The 14,265-nt window shown below is 56.2% G+C and carries 16 protein-coding genes; 13 read left to right on the forward strand and 3 right to left on the reverse strand.

The window, feature by feature from the left end:
* Window positions 1-16 precede the first annotated feature (16 nt).
* Entirely contained in the window at window positions 17-409 is a 393-nt protein-coding gene (locus LMT64_RS08855; RefSeq protein ID WP_170165899.1) for a hypothetical protein, read from the forward strand.
* A gap of 236 nt (window positions 410-645) precedes the next feature.
* Here the strand turns inward: LMT64_RS08855 and LMT64_RS14270 are convergent, their stop codons facing one another.
* Both LMT64_RS14270 and LMT64_RS08860 read right to left on the reverse strand, forming a co-directional pair.
* Window positions 646-1,140 (reverse strand): transposase, encoded by a 495-nt coding sequence (locus LMT64_RS14270; protein WP_083801527.1) that lies wholly within the window; start codon window positions 1,138-1,140, stop codon window positions 646-648.
* Entirely contained in the window at window positions 1,137-1,505 is a 369-nt protein-coding gene (locus LMT64_RS08860) for a winged helix-turn-helix domain-containing protein (RefSeq protein WP_169310663.1), read from the reverse strand. Before LMT64_RS08860 ends, LMT64_RS14270 begins: the two co-directional genes overlap by 4 nt.
* Window positions 1,506-1,601: 96 nt before the next feature.
* Between LMT64_RS08860 and LMT64_RS08865 the strand changes: the two genes are divergently transcribed.
* From LMT64_RS08865 to LMT64_RS08905, 10 genes are all read left to right on the forward strand, one after another.
* Window positions 1,602-2,765 (forward strand): AAA family ATPase, encoded by a 1,164-nt coding sequence (locus LMT64_RS08865; RefSeq protein WP_126353584.1) that lies wholly within the window; start codon window positions 1,602-1,604, stop codon window positions 2,763-2,765.
* A 922-nt stretch (window positions 2,766-3,687) separates the two neighbouring features.
* Window positions 3,688-5,808, forward strand: coding sequence for a type I restriction-modification system subunit M (locus LMT64_RS08870; protein ID WP_126353582.1), 2,121 nt, complete (start codon window positions 3,688-3,690; stop codon window positions 5,806-5,808).
* Window positions 5,809-5,836: 28 nt separating this feature from the next.
* Window positions 5,837-6,250, forward strand: a complete 414-nt coding sequence (locus tag LMT64_RS08875) for a DUF6508 domain-containing protein (protein ID WP_126353580.1) — start codon at window positions 5,837-5,839, stop codon at window positions 6,248-6,250.
* Window positions 6,243-8,033 (forward strand): GmrSD restriction endonuclease domain-containing protein, encoded by a 1,791-nt coding sequence (locus tag LMT64_RS08880; protein ID WP_126353578.1) that lies wholly within the window; start codon window positions 6,243-6,245, stop codon window positions 8,031-8,033. Before LMT64_RS08875 ends, LMT64_RS08880 begins: the two co-directional genes overlap by 8 nt.
* Window positions 8,030-8,362: a hypothetical protein gene (locus LMT64_RS08885; protein WP_126353576.1), complete on the forward strand. Its 333-nt coding sequence runs from the start codon at window positions 8,030-8,032 to the stop codon at window positions 8,360-8,362. Before LMT64_RS08880 ends, LMT64_RS08885 begins: the two co-directional genes overlap by 4 nt.
* A gap of 171 nt (window positions 8,363-8,533) precedes the next feature.
* Window positions 8,534-8,902 (forward strand): winged helix-turn-helix domain-containing protein, encoded by a 369-nt coding sequence (locus LMT64_RS08890; protein WP_169310663.1) that lies wholly within the window; start codon window positions 8,534-8,536, stop codon window positions 8,900-8,902.
* Window positions 8,899-9,393: a transposase gene (locus tag LMT64_RS14275; protein ID WP_083801527.1), complete on the forward strand. Its 495-nt coding sequence runs from the start codon at window positions 8,899-8,901 to the stop codon at window positions 9,391-9,393. Before LMT64_RS08890 ends, LMT64_RS14275 begins: the two co-directional genes overlap by 4 nt.
* The gene (locus tag LMT64_RS08895; RefSeq protein ID WP_126353394.1) at window positions 9,383-10,501 is read left to right on the forward strand and encodes a restriction endonuclease subunit S; all 1,119 of its coding nucleotides are present in this window, start codon (window positions 9,383-9,385) and stop codon (window positions 10,499-10,501) included. Before LMT64_RS14275 ends, LMT64_RS08895 begins: the two co-directional genes overlap by 11 nt.
* Window positions 10,502-10,787: 286 nt before the next feature.
* Window positions 10,788-11,771, forward strand: a complete 984-nt coding sequence (locus tag LMT64_RS08900) for an IS4 family transposase (RefSeq protein ID WP_126353712.1) — start codon at window positions 10,788-10,790, stop codon at window positions 11,769-11,771.
* Between the two features lie 4 nt (window positions 11,772-11,775).
* On the forward strand, window positions 11,776-12,255 hold the full coding sequence (locus LMT64_RS08905) for a hypothetical protein (RefSeq protein ID WP_126353396.1): 480 nt from the start codon (window positions 11,776-11,778) through the stop codon (window positions 12,253-12,255).
* Window positions 12,256-12,306: 51 nt separating this feature from the next.
* Here the strand turns inward: LMT64_RS08905 and LMT64_RS08910 are convergent, their stop codons facing one another.
* Complete coding sequence (locus tag LMT64_RS08910; RefSeq protein WP_126353398.1) at window positions 12,307-12,894, reverse strand: hypothetical protein; 588 nt, start codon at window positions 12,892-12,894, stop codon at window positions 12,307-12,309.
* Between the two features lie 105 nt (window positions 12,895-12,999).
* Between LMT64_RS08910 and LMT64_RS08915 the strand changes: the two genes are divergently transcribed.
* Both LMT64_RS08915 and LMT64_RS08920 read left to right on the forward strand, forming a co-directional pair.
* On the forward strand, window positions 13,000-13,773 hold the full coding sequence (locus tag LMT64_RS08915; protein ID WP_126353400.1) for a hypothetical protein: 774 nt from the start codon (window positions 13,000-13,002) through the stop codon (window positions 13,771-13,773).
* A 13-nt stretch (window positions 13,774-13,786) separates the two neighbouring features.
* Window positions 13,787-14,215, forward strand: coding sequence for a hypothetical protein (locus LMT64_RS08920; protein WP_126353402.1), 429 nt, complete (start codon window positions 13,787-13,789; stop codon window positions 14,213-14,215).
* The last annotated feature ends 50 nt before the right edge of the window (window positions 14,216-14,265 follow it).

A 14,265-nucleotide genomic window follows, 5' to 3' on the forward strand; every position in this document is an offset into this window, starting at 1 on the left:
CCCCCCCACTCCCCCCATGTCTAAGCTCCGCACCCCGCAACGTGGTGACGGCAAGGTTGTAGGACTGCCCCCCTACTCCCACCGCAAGCATGAACAAAACCAGAGTGAGATGAATAACCTTCCTCCCTCTGTCCATTGCTGGCTCCATCAGGGTCAGCCTTTCGTTACCGCCGCCAGCCTCCATGCCCACCTGAAGCCCAAAGCCGGTCTTCCGCGCTGGGTCGAGAAGCACTGCATCCTAGGTCGTGCTCAGCGTGGCATTGACGTCATCAACGTTGAGCAACCCCTCAACACCTGGTGGTCCCCTGCTTACGCTGCCGATATCGCCTTCCTTGAAGGTGACTACGACCTCTGGGACGCCCTGCTTGACCTGGCTGAAACCCCACCCAAGCCAGCGGCTCAATCATGAGAATGGGGGGGCTTGACAACCTTTGTAGACTGGAATCAAAGATTAGCCGCGTTATCCGCCAAGTCCTCAGCCCTCGTGCTGGGGACTTTTTCCTTCGTACCCATTCAGCCGCATTGCGGCACAGGAGCATTTCATGAATGAACCCAACCAAGCTCAGCTTTCCGTAGATGCAGCACGAGCCTCAGCAGCACTCGGCAGCATGTCTAGCATTAAGTAGCTTCCAGGTGTAGATTGCATCATATTGCAATTCCCCAGTTGGCTCCACCAACTGCCCTTCGCAAATCTGTTTTGTTCTGGTAGTGGCGTTCTGGCAACTCTTGATATTTCAGGTGTCGCCACTGGGGCTCCATATCATTGAGTTCAGGGCTGTAGGCGGGGAGATGGGCGATGATGAGACCGAGGTCCTGCCACCTCTTCCGTTGCTGGTTCACTGCCGAGCAAGTGTGCACACTTGCTCGGTCCACAAGGACAACCGTAGGACATTCTGGATTCGCATCAGCAGCAAGAACCTCGATGAAATCCACAACGGCCTGACCTGTAGTATTTCCCTCTATCTCTCGGTAAAACACTGTTCCAGACCCATATTCCACAACTCCCATTAAGTTCAATCGGGCACGGATACCACGAGCTTTACTCGTGGGTACACGGAGGGGCTGCTGAATAGGTCGCCAGCTATAGGTATTGGGTTGAGTCAACCAAATAGCGGCTTCGTCGAGGAAAAGAAGTTTCAGGAGGCCGAACTTGGCCCCCTTTTTACCACTTCAAGGTTTTCCTTGAACCTGGCTTTTTCCTCTGGGTCAGCTTGTCCAGCAACGACGTAGCGGGTACGCTGCCAAGTCAGTCCCAGCTTATGGAGCTGGTCCGTAATAGCCGTGTGTTTGAGGTGTATGCCATGTTCTTGGACGAGATATTCACCCACTGTCTTGGCGGTCCACACTCGGTCATCTTGAGCAATCAGCCGTTTCAAATCTTCGCCAATCTCAGGCGTAATCTGACTCTTGCTTCCAGGGTGGATGCGCTCTTTGAGCGCATCTAGGCCACCTTCGCGGTAAAGGGTAATGACACGACGTACGCGGGTAGCAGTCAGGATACCCATGCCTGCAATCTTGTAGGAGGATAGTCCCTGGTGAGCATGCCAGAGGGCAAAGTACCGTTTGCGCTCACATGGAAGGACATCAGTCGAAAACATTAATTGCTGGAGCCGAGTTTCGTCTTCAGGAGTCAGTTGGGGGTCAAGTCGTCTGATGACTTAGTCTACACCCGGAAGCTACTTACCAGCGATGATTCCCTTAAGGGCAGAGTAGGACTCTCAGAAGCGGATTCTCTCTTCGCTGTGCCCTGGGAAGATCAGGAGCAGTTACCTCTTCCAGAACTGTTGATTGAGGAAACTCTCAATAACGGCACTCTGAATATCGTTTACGGACCATCTGGTATCGGCAAAACCGCCCTCATGCTGCACATGGCACGCGCAGTTGCTAATGGTGAAGAATTCTGTGGGAGGAAAGCTCAGCAAGCCAACGTTCTCTTGATTGATTTCGAGATGGGCGAGCAGCTACTCCAGACACAGGCGAAAAAAGCAGGTCTTCGCGGACCAGTTAAGGCTTTCTACAATCCTGAAAGCCTTGAGAGTATTCAGGAACTGATTCGGCAGGCAGCCAGACAAGGTGCTGGGCTGGTTATCATTGACTCCTACTCTTCTCTTGCCAGCTTGACCGGGAAGGACAACGCCATGAATAGCAACTCTGTAGCCGAAATGGTCCTGAGTCCACTCTCACGCTTGGCGCATGAACTTGTTATCGCCATTGTTATCCTCCATCACACCAACAAGGGGGAGCAACAATACGACGGGAGTCAGCGCATCAAGAGCTTGGCAGACGAGATATATAAACTCAAATTGAACAGGCTTACTCGTACCTTGGAGCTTTCTCCCGAAAAACATCGCTTAGGCAACATCCAAAGCCTCTCTATCGACGCCAAAGATCATCCACTCGTCCGCAGAAAGGACAAGGCTGGAGATGCTACGCAAGAAGCCGACCAGGAAGCTGCTAGGCAAGCATGGCTCAAAGCAGAGCTGAAGTTAGGTTCAAAGACGACACGCGATTTGGAAGCTAGATTCACAGAGACCTTCGAGGTCGGCAAGAGGACCCTCGTCAGATCGCTAGATAATCTCGTGAAGTCTGGAGAATTGATAGCAGGTAAAAGAGGCTCTAGTAACGTGTACTCACTTGCCTCTGACTTAGACAGACAGACACCCCCCCTTAACAACCCCCCCGTGTCTGTCGAGGACGACAGGACACCGAGCAGCCAAGCTGTCTGCGTCCCGTCGTCTCGCCAGACAGAACCACTTACTGCCTAATGCCTACACAGGGAAACCGGATACCGCCGTACGCACAACGCCCATCCAGTGAGAACTCCGATCCCTGTGTTCTTCCCAGCAAGTCCCAGTTACTCGAAAAGAGTGCGCTTCGTGAGGCAATTACAGAGGTATCTAGCCCTCGGAGCGCTCCCTGGCTCCCAGCCTGCTTGAAGCTGACGTTGCTACATTCTGCTGATACTTGACCGCAAGCGTTCCAACCCTATCCGGGCTGGACGAAGTCCAGAGGCGGGCTTTGCACGCCGTCCCGCCCAAGGAGAGAGCGTAGCGAACGACGCAGGGTAAACGTTGGCAGCAGAACTCTAAGCCAGTAACCGCTTCCCTCGGAGGAACCAGACGGCTGCGTCCCGTCTACCCAACACGGTTTTGTTCTTGTGGGCGCTCAGTCCTGGCACGCATACAAGCGATATTGGAACAACCGACTCACCTACCAGAACAGATGGTTTTCCGTTCCTCGCGTCCCTGCGCTCCTCGCTGTCGCTGCGGTGCTCACTCCGCTGCGGTACTCAAACGGGGAGTTCCGGATCCCAGGTGGTCATGGTGAGGTAAGTTCTTGCGCACCCGCCGCTCATGTCGCCATCGCCAATCGCTAATTTTAGGAGTTTTTGTCACATTCTGCAGTTACCTACATTACATACCGCGTAGAACTATGTAGGCAAATCCTTACTCGTCTCCCTGAAAGGAGGGACTCATGTACACCAAAATTTAGTGCTTTCAACCATAGAGCCGTTGCGGAGGGAAAATTCCAGACGCTATACGCAGAGTACCGTCTTCGCTCAGCGGTGCTGATTCAACTTCTGAGGGGACCGTTTGTTACGCATCCGAAGCGCAGGATGATCGTTGTCCTGACATAATCGGCAATATTCTCGCGCCGGAAGCAATGCTCGTGGCACGATGGGAAACAATGCAAAGTCCCCAACTCTCCTGGCTGACCAACTTCATCTGGGGGATCGCTGACGATGTTCTCCGCGATCTCTACGTCCGGGGCAAGTACCGTGATGTCATCTTGCCCATGACGGTGCTGCGCCGCTTGGACGCGGTGCTGGAACCCAACCGCGAAGCCGTCCGCGAGATGAAGGCGTCACTAGACGAGGCTGGCATCACCGAGCAGGACCAGGCGCTCCGCTCCGCAGCGGGTGAAGCCTTCTACAACACCTCACCCTTCAGCCTCAAAGACCTGCGGCACCGTTCCAACCAGCAACAGCTGCGCGCCGACTTCGAAGCGTACCTGGATGGCTTCTCGCCCAACGTGCAGGAGATTCTGGAGAACTTCGAGTTCCGCAACCAGCTGAACAAGCTCTCCCGCTCGGACGCCCTAGGCACCCTGATCGAGAAGTTCCTGGCACCCGAAATTAACCTCAGCCCCTATCCAGTACTGAATGGCGACGGCAGCGTGCGCCTCCCAGGTCTGGACAATCACGCGATGGGCACCATGTTCGAGGAACTGGTGCGCCGCTTCAACGAAGACAACAACGAGGAAGCGGGGGAACACTGGACCCCGCGTGACGCGGTGCGCCTGATGTCGCGCCTCATCTTCGACCCGGTGGCGCAGGACGTTCAGAGCGGCACCTACCTGCTCTATGACGGTGCCTGCGGAACAGGCGGCATGCTCACCGTTGCCGAGGAAACCCTCAAGGCTCTAGCGGAGGCACAGGGTCAGCAGGTCACCACGCACCTGTACGGACAGGAGATCAACGGCGAGACCTACGCCATCGCTAAGGCAGACATGCTCCTCAAGGGTGACGGCGAAGCAGCAGATAACATCGTCGGCGGACCGGAGTACTCCACGCTCAGCAACGACGCCTTTCCCAGCATGGAATTCGACTTTATGCTGAGTAACCCGCCTTACGGCAAAAGCTGGAAGACTGACCTGGAACGGCTGGGCGGCAAGGACGGCATTCAGGATCCCCGCTTCATCATCGAGCACGGGGGCGAGAGTGACTACTCGCTGATCACGCGTTCCAGCGATGGACAGCTGCTGTTCATGGTGAACCTGCTCAGCAAGATGATCCACAGCACCCCAATGGGCAGCCGTATCGCCAGTGTCCACAACGGCTCGTCACTGTTTACGGGCGACGCTGGACAGGGCGAGAGCAACATCCGCCGCTGGATCATCGAGAACGACTGGCTGGAAGCGATTGTGGCGCTGCCGCTCAACATGTTCTACAACACCGGTATCGCCACCTACGTCTGGGTGCTGACCAACCGCAAGCCCGAACACCGCCGGGGCAAGGTGCAGCTGATTGACGCTACCGAGTGGTATCAGCCGCTGCGTAAGAACCTGGGCAAGAAGAACTGCGAGCTGGGACCAAGAGACACCAACCGTGTACTGGAGGCGTTCCTGAGCCTGGAGGAGAGCGAGCAGTCCAAAGTCTTCAATAATGCCGATTTCGGCTACTGGAAGGTCACTGTGGAGCGTCCGCTACGCCTGCGGGTAGACCTGACCCCAGAGCGTCTGCAAGCCTTCTCAGAGGCTTGTGAGGAGGCGGGAGAACGTAACCTGCCCAAGTTGGCTGGGGTGCTGGCACAGGAACTCGGCGAGGGACCGCACCTCAACTACAACACCTTCTCAGGGCACGCGGAGCGCTTCGCCAAGCGCGAAGGGTTTAAGCTGACCGCCAAGCACAAAAAGCTGCTTCAGAACGAACTGGCGCAGCGAGACGAGCAGGCTGACCCCGTCGTCAAGAAGATCCACAAGAAAGCCCAGGAAGACCTGCTGCACGGACTGTATGCCACCAGTGCGGGCGTGGTGGAGTATGAATCCGACAGCGAACTGCGCGACACCGAACAGATTCCCCTGACCGAGGAAGGCGGCATCGCGGCGTTCATAGAGCGTGAGGTCAAGCCTTACGCCCCGGATGCCTGGGTAGCAACGGGTAGCGAGAAAATCGGCTACGAGATCAGCTTCACCCGCCACTTCTACAAACCCCAGCCGCTGCGCACGCTGGCAGAGATCACCGCTGACATCCGTGCCCTGGAAGCCGAGACTGAGCACCTGCTGGACGAGATTGTGGGGAGCGTCTGATGCCCGGCTACCCCCAGGAAGGGCGAGCATGAGCCTCTCTGTTACACAGCGCATTGCCCTGAAGAATCTGGCGCAGTTCCAGCCCATCTTCAGCGCCTCAGATTTCCAGCTTTACGAAGTCAAGAGCGTTGTAAAAGGTAACCGGCTCATCACCAGCGCCGCTCCGTACTATCACCCTGAGTTCGCACGCTTCCTTGATCTGCTCTCGCGCAACCGGCTGTTTCAGGCTGGTGGAGAAGGAGATAGCCGACTTCTTGACGATGAAACGGCACTCAGCCAAGCCACTCCAGAAGAACTCGGCAGTGTCCTCGCTTATCTCAGCCGCGCAGAACAGTACTCGCCGGGCAGCTGGGTCTCCGCTTTCCACAGTGGCGCCCTGGACCGCATCCTCAAGCGTGCCGCCGAACTCAGCACCCCTACAGGAGAACCCTCGCATGGCTAACGAACTGTACAGCGTCACTTCCCATAGCATCAGCAACCTGCTCGGCTGGATTGATTCCGGCAGCATCGCCATTCCTGAAATCCAGCGCCCCTTCGTCTGGAACAGTACCCAGGTGCGTGATCTGCTGGATTCGCTCTACCGGGGCTTTCCGGTGGGCTACATCATCACCTGGCAGAATCCCAACGTGCGCCTTAAAGACGGCAACATCGCAAATGGTCAGCGCATCCTGATCGACGGGCAGCAGCGGGTCACGGCGCTGATGACTTCCCTGCGGGGCATTCAGGTCATCGACAAGGACTACACCAAGCGCCGCATCCGCATCGCCTTCAACCCCATAGAAGAGCGGTTTGAGGTCACCAACCCCGCCATCGAGAGAGACTCGTCCTGGATTGCCGATGTCAGCGAAGTGCTCAAGCCTGGGGCACAGATCTTCAGCATGATGAACACCTACCTTGCTGCCAACCCTGACGTGGACCAGAACCAGGTCACGGGGAGTATCCAGCGCCTCAAGGACATGGACGTGAAGCAGGTCGGCGTGATTCAGCTGGCAGAGCACTTGGACATTGAAACGGTGAACGAGATCTTCATACGCGTGAACTCCAAGGGCGTGTCGCTCTCGCAGGCTGACTTTGTAATGTCCAAGATTGCCGCCAGCGAGCAGCACGGTGGTCACCAGCTGCGCAAAGCCATCGACTACTTCAGCCGCTTGAGCCGCTATCCAGAGTTTCTGGACACCATTCAGCGCGACAGCGACTTCAAGCCAGAGTTCCTGAGTAAGATGCGCTGGCTTGCCAACTACAGCGACGACATCTATCAGCCCGACTACACCGACATGCTGCGGGTGGCGTTCACCTCAGAGTTCGGACGCGGGCGCTTGCAGGATCTGGTGGCGCTGCTGTCCGGACGTGACTTTGAAATCAAGCAGAATTTCGAGAGCATCGCTGAAGCGTCCTTCGCTCAGCTGGAAGCAGGCGTGCTGCGGTTCATGAACGAAACCCATTTCAAGCGCTTTGTGATGATTATCCGCTCGGCGGGCTTCATCACGCCCAAGCTGCTTAACAGCGGCAACGCGCTGAACTTCGCCTATGTCGTGTACCTCAAGGGGCGCGCAGACGGCATGGAGCAGCACCAGCTGGAGCGGCTGGTCACCCGCTGGTATGCCATGTCGGTGCTGACAGGTCGCTACTCTGGCAGCGCCGAGACCGCCTTTGACCGCGATATCCGCCTGCTGACCGAGCGCGGACTGGAACGCGGCGTGCAGCAAGCCGTCAGCGCCGCACTGGGCGAGAACTTCTGGGAAGTCGCTCTCCCCGAAGCCCTCAACACCTCGCGCTCTACCACTACCGGCTTCCTGGCATACCAAGCTGCGCAGGCCCGGGCGAACGATTACGGCTTCCTCTCACAGTCCATCCGGGTGCCCGACCTGCTGGTCAACCGTACCGACATTCACCACATCTACCCAGCGGACTTTCTCAAGCGTCAGGGGCTGCCCAGCCGCAAGTACAACCAGGTTGCCAACTACGTCCTGGCACAGCAGGAAATCAACATCCGAATCGGCAACAAAGACCCGCAGGTGTACTTCAGCGAACTGCGCGAGCAGGTGCGCGGCGGTGAAGTGAAGTACGGCGGCATCACCGACGAACAGCAGCTGCGTGACAACCTGGCGGTTCACTGCATCCCCGCCAACATGCTGGACGACTCTGGCATGCCCTACGAGGACTTTCTGGAGCAGCGCCGCTACCTGATGGCACAGAAGGTGAAAGCGTGGTTCGAGAGCCTATGACCCAGGTAGAGCAAGCCAAGCCCAAGCCCTACGCCCGCATGAAGGACAGCGGTGTGCCCTGGTTGGGAGAAGTGCCGGAGCATTGGGAGGTGAAGCGAGGCAAAAATATCCTCAAGGTGATTGATGTGCGCTCTCAGCAAGGTACTGAAGAACTACTCACCGTTTCTTCCGAGCGGGGGGTCATTCCTCGGTCAAGCACTAAGGTCACCATGTTCCAAGCTGAGTCCTATGCAGGGCACAAGCTCTGTTGGCCCGATGACCTTGTGATCAACAGTTTATGGGCTTGGAGTCGTGGTCTAGGTGTTGCCAAGCATCACGGCATTAAGTAGCTTCCGGGTGTAGACTAAGTCATCAGACGACTTGACCCCCAACTGACTCCTGAAGACGAAACTCGGCTCCAGCAATTAATGTTTTCGACTGATGTCCTTCCATGTGAGCGCAAACGGTACTTTGCCCTCTGGCATGCTCACCAGGGACTATCCTCCTACAAGATTGCAGGCATGGGTATCCTGACTGCTACCCGCGTACGTCGTGTCATTACCCTTTACCGCGAAGGTGGCCTAGATGCGCTCAAAGAGCGCATCCACCCTGGAAGCAAGAGTCAGATTACGCCTGAGATTGGCGAAGATTTGAAACGGCTGATTGCTCAAGATGACCGAGTGTGGACCGCCAAGACAGTGGGTGAATATCTCGTCCAAGAACATGGCATACACCTCAAACACACGGCTATTACGGACCAGCTCCATAAGCTGGGACTGACTTGGCAGCGTACCCGCTACGTCGTTGCTGGACAAGCTGACCCAGAGGAAAAAGCCAGGTTCAAGGAAAACCTTGAAGTGGTAAAAAGGGGGCCAAGTTCGGCCTCCTGAAACTTCTTTTCCTCGACGAAGCCGCTATTTGGTTGACTCAACCCAATACCTATAGCTGGCGACCTATTCAGCAGCCCCTCCGTGTACCCACGAGTAAAGCTCGTGGTATCCGTGCCCGATTGAACTTAATGGGAGTTGTGGAATATGGGTCTGGAACAGTGTTTTACCGAGAGATAGAGGGAAATACTACAGGTCAGGCCGTTGTGGATTTCATCGAGGTTCTTGCTGCTGATGCGAATCCAGAATGTCCTACGGTTGTCCTTGTGGACCGAGCAAGTGTGCACACTTGCTCGGCAGTGAACCAGCAACGGAAGAGGTGGCAGGACCTCGGTCTCATCATCGCCCATCTCCCCGCCTACAGCCCTGAACTCAATGATATGGAGCCCCAGTGGCGACACCTGAAATATCAAGAGTTGCCAGAACGCCACTACCAGAACAAAACAGATTTGCGAAGGGCAGTTGGTGGAGCCAACTGGGGAATTGCAATATGATGCAATCTACACCTGGAAGCTACTTATCAGTACCGCCTACAGCGTTTATAGAGTCCGAGACATACAAGAGTTATCTCCTGACTACCTTAACTATTTGGTTAGATCTTCGCACTTCCAGTGGGAACTGCAAGTGCGCTCCAAAGGAATTTGGATTTCCCGCCTGCAGCTAACTGACGATTCATTCCTCAATGCACCGTTCCCACTACCTACACTTGAAGAGCAAGCCGCCATCGTCCGTTACCTCAGCCACGCCGACCACCGCATCCGCAAACTCATTGCCGCCAAGCAGCGGATGATTCGGCTGTTGCAAGAGCAGAAGCAGGTCATCATCCATCAGGCGGTGACACGCGGGCTAGACCCTGACGTGCGGCTGAAGCCCAGTGGTGTGGAGTGGCTGGGGGACGTGCCGGAGGGGTGGGAGGTGCAGAATCTTGGTTCTCTCATTTCATATAGGAGTGAACGTAACCAACCAGATCTTCCTCTCCTCTCTGTCATACGGGAGAAGGGAGTTATCCTTCGTAACCGGGAAAGCAAAGAGGAGAACCACAACTTCATCCCCGATGATCTTTCTAATTACAAGGTAGTCCGAGAAGGTGATTTAGTCATTAACAAAATGAAAGCGTGGCAGGGTTCCATGGGCCTGGCACCCCATGATGGCATAGTAAGCCCCGCTTATTTCGTCTTTCGCTTTGCAGTCCCGTACCTTCCTTATGGCGCAGCGTTACTAAGGAGTAAAGCTTACGTAGCCCTATTTGCCCGTGCATCGGATGGTGTCAGAACAGGTCAGTGGGATTTGTCAATTCAGCGTATGAAGCGCATACCGATTCTCATACCCCCTGCTTCTGAGCAGAGAGCCATCGTCAAGTACATAAACGCAGAAACCGCCAAGTTAAACCAGGCAATCACCCGTGCTGAGCAGGAAATCGCCCTCCTCCGCGAATATCGTACTCGCCTGATTGCTGATGTGGTCACAGGCAAGCTGGATGTGCGGGAGGCAGCGGCGGGGCTGCCAGAGCTGGAGCAGGAAGGCTTGGTGGAGGAAGCCGTTGACGGTGAACTGGAGGACGCTACGGAGTTGGAAGAAGCTGGCTCAGCGGATGAAGAGTAGCGAGTAGGTATGGCTCAAAATTGTCCATGCCCATCCGCCCAGCTAGATAAAATGTAGTCGTGAACCTCAGTAGGTGACAACTTCAGTTTCACATTGTCCTAGACGGCAAAAACCAACAGTCGGCCCCATCAAGCTTGATGGGGCCGACTGTTCACGGTTTCCTGAGAGTGTGAAAACAACAGAATCCGCCGCCCAGCAGGCTACCGTACTGACCCGCCACTTCAAAGCACACGCGAGTCACCTCCGCATTGACACCCTTCAGCGGCTGATCGATGTGCTTCTGGCGATGATTGCCGCGAGGAGCATCAATCATCACGACCTGAGTCCTCACATGCCCGGTATCAGCACGCCGCAAGCCAAGAAAAGAAGGGCGGACCGAACCTTCCGGGATGAGCAGCTGGACATGGACTTTTTCATCGCTCTGCTCGTCGTCCATCTTCCACCGGGGAAGGTGTTGCTGAGTCTGGACCGCACCAACTGGGAGCATGGGGAAACGCCCATCAATTTTCTGGTGCTTGGAGCCGTGGTTCATGGCTTCACCCTGCCCCTGATTTGGGTTCCTCTTGATGAGTCTGGGAACAGCCATACCTATGCCCGTATGTGGCTGGTATTGAAGCTCCTCCGCGTCTTGCCAGCGAAACGCTGGCAAGGCCTGGTGGCTGACCGTGAGTTCATCGGTGCGGAGTGGTTCCGTTTTCTCCGTCGTCAAGGCATCAAGCGGGCGATCCGCATTCGGCACAGCGACATGCTGGACGACACGAATGGGAAGGAATGGTTTAAGCACGTCCAGCACGGTCATTTCCATGAAATCGACGAAAAGGTGTTCGTGTTTGGCGAACTCATGCGGGTGGTCGCGACGAGGTCATCCACAGGTGACCTCGTCATCATTGCCACAGATTTCAGCGCTCGGAAGACCTGGAAGCTGTACAAGCAGCGCTGGTCAATCGAGTGCACCTTCAGCAGCTTCAAGATGCGAGGCTTCGACCTGGAGCGGACTGGGATGACGGAAAGGAGCCGTCTACAGCGGCTCTTTGGCCTGGTGACACTGGCCTGGGTGTTCTGCTTGCGCCTGGGGGTCTGGCTGGGCCAGACCCAGCCCATCCCCGTTCTCAAGCATGGTCGTAGAGCGGTCAGTCTGGTGCGGCACGGTGCTCAGCATCTCGTGGATGCCTTACGGTGGAAACCCAAACAGTTCATGGCTGTCCTAGACCTGTTGACCCAGCCCTTTTGCCCACCAGGAGCGCCTTTAGACGAAGTTGTCACCTACTGAGGTCGTGAACTACAAATTTACTCTCCCCCTGTCCACCTTGCTGCTCGCGTCGGGTGCTGTGGCTCAGTCGAACCCCACGCTGCTCATGAGCAAGGCTTCGGTCAACGAGTCTGGCTTCTGCAAGCGTCAAGGCTGTGAGTACTTATCGACCATGTCTAGAGACGGGGTAAAGCTGTATGACTACGGCTTGGCACGCGGCACCATGTCTGTGCGCCGCAGAGCTGCGACCAGTCAAATCTTCTTGGCGAAGGTGACGACGTTTACTCCCACTGGCAACGCCCAGTTCAGCTCTACGGAGAAAAGAATCCTCAACGACTTCCTCAAAAGCTTCATCGGTACTGGGTGGACAGCGAGCATGGAGAAAGCTTGCCTCCAGGGTTCTAAAAACTGGAACAAGGTAGGCAGAACGCCTGATGGGGTTAAATACAGCCTCTCCTGCGACACCAGAACTGCACTTGCTGATATCACTATCAAAGCCATCTGAGAGACAAAACGTTTAGAGGAATCCAGGTTTTCGCCAGATTCCTCTTCTACCTTAGTTGGCTTTCATCATCTGCATGTCGCAGAAGTTGATCTTCTCCATCGCTTCGAAGAAGCCTTTGCCGCTGAAGCGGTACTGGGTCGCACTCTTCATGGGGCTAAAGCTAGTCGGCATGATAACGAGGTCCACAGTGGCACCACGCCCTAAGCCCTTGGTGATTTCCTCGTTGGCACGCCTGCTGTTGAAGGACAGCACTTTGTTGCTGAGGTCAGTCAGCTCCTCGCCTAGTTCAAAGTTCACAGACTCAACAGGGCGCAGCTCGCCACCATCAACGCTGTAGTACACCTTCACGGTACTGTCGGCAAAGGTGGGAGTCCGCAGATCAAACAGGGGCTGATCGGCAAAAAGCAGGTGGGTGAAGCCGGGGTAGATGCACTTGAAGGTCAGGTAGGCTTCCTTGCCGTTCAGGTCATCAAAGATAACTTCACTGTAGTTCTCTCCGGTCTCGGGGTCGCGGTGCATCCACGCCCAGGTCTTGGTGCCGGGGACGTTATATTCCTGCCCTTGTGCCAGGGGCGCGGCAAAGGCGGGAACACTTAGGCTCAGGAGCGACAGAGCAGCCAACAGACGGTGGGGTCTCACGAAGCTCAGGATATGAGCGAAGCGGTAGGTCAACAATCAAAGTTGAGGAAGCAGGGCTGCCCAAATCTGCTGCTTGGTAGCGGCTAGCCAGCCCACAATGGGGGTATGCACAAAACGGCTGTCTGGTTGCTCGGCTTCATGGCATTCTCTGGGGCGTCCGCTCAGGAACGCCTCGTCTACGACTTCGAGAGCAAGACGCCCAAACCGCAACTCTCCAACGCGGAGTACGGACTCGTCAGTCGTCTTGCTAACACAGCTTTTAAGCAAGCAGCCTGGTACAAGATATTTGGCGACGAGTATTCGCCACTGTCCGGCACCTCTTGCCCAGAGTTCAGGGTCATGGGTAAGGCGAAGGGCTCATTTACTCAGCAAAAGACCGAGCAGATCGCTTACCTCTATAACTGCTTTCATGGAGGCATGAGCGCAGCGCAGGGCATCGTGATCGCCCAGAACGGTAAGGCTACCGCGCACTACACCTTCGCAGGGCAGATGTTCAACCTCTACTCGGTTCGTGACATCAACCGCAACGGCTACTCGGAACTGGCGTTGGAAGGCAGCTACGGTGATGGTGGCGGCGGCGCGGCACTGGAACTGGGCATTGCCGAGTTCAAACCCCAGCGGCGCTATCTGGCGTACTTCGGTATCGATACCAACATGACGGTATACGCCCAGAAACTCGACTATTCCCAGAACGCTCCTTGCCCTTTCCCCACCTGGCAGGGACGGAACATCTGGGTCACTCCCGGCGCGACTCCGCAGTTCAGGAGCCAGCTGCTGGGTGGCGGCTGCGACGGCGAGACGGTCACCTGGCGCAGCGATAAGCGAGTGCCGCTGACTGTACGCCCCTTACCGACCGACTGGAATCCTGGTCCGCTGTGAGCACGAAGGACTGATGGCTCGTCAGGGAACCCGCTTCGAGAAAGCACGCTTCCACATCGCTACTGGACCTGCCTCGCTCTTCGAGCGGGTACGGTTCAAGATGCAGGGACGCAGACAACTGAAGTGGCACGCTCAGCACCTGCGGGAACGCTCTGCTGAGCGACAGGCACCCCTGGAGAAGCTGGCAAATTTCGATACAGCAACTTGGGAACTCCTGACCGCTGAAGTTCGCGCCGACACAGGCAAGTTCGTCAATTCCTGCTGGGCAGTCACTGTGGGTGGGGAGCGCTGGCTGGTGGTCATCGGCTTTGGCGACACCGTAGAAACGGTTTTCAGGTCAACCAAGCAGGGCTTAGGAGAAGGCATCGTGCGCTCCGGTCCGCTCTATGACCGGGTGGCTGCGGTCAACTCAGCACTGATGGCGGCTGAGTCAGGCATTTGAGCAGCCACTATAGGAACAGGGCGCTAGGATTGGAGAACATCCGATTCTGA

The organism is Deinococcus radiophilus, assembly GCF_020889625.1.
Lineage (GTDB): Bacteria > Deinococcota > Deinococci > Deinococcales > Deinococcaceae > Deinococcus > Deinococcus radiophilus.

Excerpts from the sequence above, each read along its gene's own strand:
- LMT64_RS08855 (WP_170165899.1), top strand. The coding sequence starts at position 17 with ATGTCTAAGCTCCGCACCCCGCAACGTGGTGACGGCAAGGTTGTAGGA.
- LMT64_RS08860 (WP_169310663.1), bottom strand. The coding sequence starts at position 1,505 with ATGGGTATCCTGACTGCTACCCGCGTACGTCGTGTCATTACCCTTTAC.
- LMT64_RS08870 (WP_126353582.1), top strand. The coding sequence starts at position 3,688 with ATGCAAAGTCCCCAACTCTCCTGGCTGACCAACTTCATCTGGGGGATC.
- LMT64_RS08875 (WP_126353580.1), top strand. The coding sequence starts at position 5,837 with ATGAGCCTCTCTGTTACACAGCGCATTGCCCTGAAGAATCTGGCGCAG.
- LMT64_RS08880 (WP_126353578.1), top strand. The coding sequence starts at position 6,243 with ATGGCTAACGAACTGTACAGCGTCACTTCCCATAGCATCAGCAACCTG.
- LMT64_RS08885 (WP_126353576.1), top strand. The coding sequence starts at position 8,030 with ATGACCCAGGTAGAGCAAGCCAAGCCCAAGCCCTACGCCCGCATGAAG.
- LMT64_RS08890 (WP_169310663.1), top strand. The coding sequence starts at position 8,534 with ATGGGTATCCTGACTGCTACCCGCGTACGTCGTGTCATTACCCTTTAC.
- LMT64_RS08900 (WP_126353712.1), top strand. The coding sequence starts at position 10,788 with ATGATTGCCGCGAGGAGCATCAATCATCACGACCTGAGTCCTCACATG.
- LMT64_RS08915 (WP_126353400.1), top strand. The coding sequence starts at position 13,000 with ATGCACAAAACGGCTGTCTGGTTGCTCGGCTTCATGGCATTCTCTGGG.
- LMT64_RS08920 (WP_126353402.1), top strand. The coding sequence starts at position 13,787 with ATGGCTCGTCAGGGAACCCGCTTCGAGAAAGCACGCTTCCACATCGCT.